Here is a 1759-nt window from a genome sequence, read left to right as displayed (position 1 = left end):
GCTGGCCGGTGGGGGTGTGGGTGGTGCTGCTCGTGGGCTGCGCGGCCCACCGGCCTCCGCCTGCCGTTCCAGCTCCGCTCCAGGAGGTGGAGCGCTTTGCCCGGTTTGAAGTGGGCTTCAGCGTTCCTGGCATCTCGGGCGCTCCGGATGAGGTCCGCGTGCAGGCTCGCTTCGTGGCGCCTTCTGGCCGCGAGATGGACGTGGGCGGCTTTCCCGTGACGGGTGGCGGCTTCCGCGTGCGCTTCACGCCCCAGGAGGTGGGCGAATACCGCTACCGCATCCAGGCCGGCGCGAAGGAGGTTGCGTCGGGCCGGTTCCTGTCCCGGCCGTCCTCACGCCGGGGGTTCGTGCGCCGGAGCCCGGTCTCCGCGCATCACCTGTCGTGGGAGGACGGCACGCCCTTCCTGCCGCTGGGGGAGAACCGCTTCAACGTCTACGACCCCTCTTGGAATCAAGGCCAGCAGTCCCCGGCTGAATACATCGCGGGCATGGCGGCGCGCGGGATGAACACCTTGCGCGTCTTCATCTTCACCGACTGCGAGCGGGAGGAGCCTCAGCCTGGCCCCCAGCCCGGCTGCCTGGAGCCGCGTCCCGGTGTCTTCGACGCGGAGGTGGCCGCCCGCTACGACGCCATCTTCGACGCCGCGGAGCAGCATGGCCTGCAGGTCGTCCTCGCCCTCTTCGCGGTGGGCTTCACGCCTGGGGAGACGTGGAAGAGCTGGGAGGACAATCCCTACAGCACCGCGCGCGGAGGGCCCGCCGCCATGCCGGATGACTTCTTCGACCGGCCGGAGCTGGCGGAGCGGCGGCTGCGCTACGTGCTCGCGCGCTTCGGTGCGTCACCTTCCCTGCTGGCCGTGGACCTGCTCAACGAGCCGGAGTGGGACGGCAACGTCGGCGAGGCGACGTGGATGCCCTGGGCGGTGAAGCTCGCGGAGACGTGGCACGCGGAGGATCCGTACGGGCACCTGGTCACGGTGGGTTCGGTGGGATTGCAGTGGAACGTCGATGGCGACGAGCGCCCCTGGTACGCGAGCCGGCAGGATGACCTCCTGCAATGGCACCTGTACGGCAAGGAGTTCTATGAGGTGCATGCGCTGGCGGCGGAGTTGACGCGCAAGGTGGCGGAGACGTGGGGCTACGACAAGCCCATCCTCCTGGGCGAGTTCGGCTACGGCGGCGAGGACCGCCGGACGTACGACCACACGCACGTGGGCATCTGGGTCACCACCTTCTGTGGCGCGGGGGTGCTCGCGCACAGCGCTCCGCCCTTCACCGAGGACTCCGACGTGCCGATGACTCCGGAGCGAGGCCGGCACTTCCGCGTGCTGGCGGACTACCTTGCCCGGCTGCCTCCGGGGCCGCCGCTGCTGCCGATGGAGTCACCCCCGGCGTCACCGGACGGCACGCGGTCCTGGGCCATGGGCCGCCCGGGCCTCCAGGCGCTGTGGGTGATGGGCGCGCAGCAGGGCTATGGCGAGCCTGTGTCCGGCGCACAGGTGCGCGTGGGGCTTGGGCCCGGGGAGTACCGCATCACCTGGTGGAACGACGTGACGGGCGAGGTGCTGAGCCGCGAGCAGCGGCTGGTGGCCCAGCCGGAGGTGTTGCTCAGCGTGCCCCCGTTCGTGCGGCACGCGGCCGGCGTCGTGGAGGCAGTGCGCTGAGCCTGCTCATGGCGACGAGTCCACAGCAGGGCCTCCCTGTCGCGCCGGGTCCCGTGTGGCACTGGCCGCTCTAGCTTGAGCGATTCATCGGGGGC

At 70.8% G+C, this 1759-nt stretch carries 1 protein-coding gene; it reads left to right on the top strand.

Annotation, left to right across the window (positions count from 1 at the left end):
• Positions 1-1664, top strand: a 1664-nt coding sequence (locus D7X55_RS39235; protein ID WP_121725683.1) for a DUF5060 domain-containing protein, incomplete at its 5' end; no start/stop codon positions are given.
• Between the last annotated feature and the right edge of the window lie 95 nt (positions 1665-1759).

It is taken from the genome of Corallococcus sp. AB049A (assembly GCF_003668885.1).
GTDB classification, from domain to species: domain Bacteria; phylum Myxococcota; class Myxococcia; order Myxococcales; family Myxococcaceae; genus Corallococcus; species Corallococcus interemptor.
Note: the sequence above shows the minus strand (reverse complement) of the source record. Positions and strands in the feature narration are given on the sequence as shown.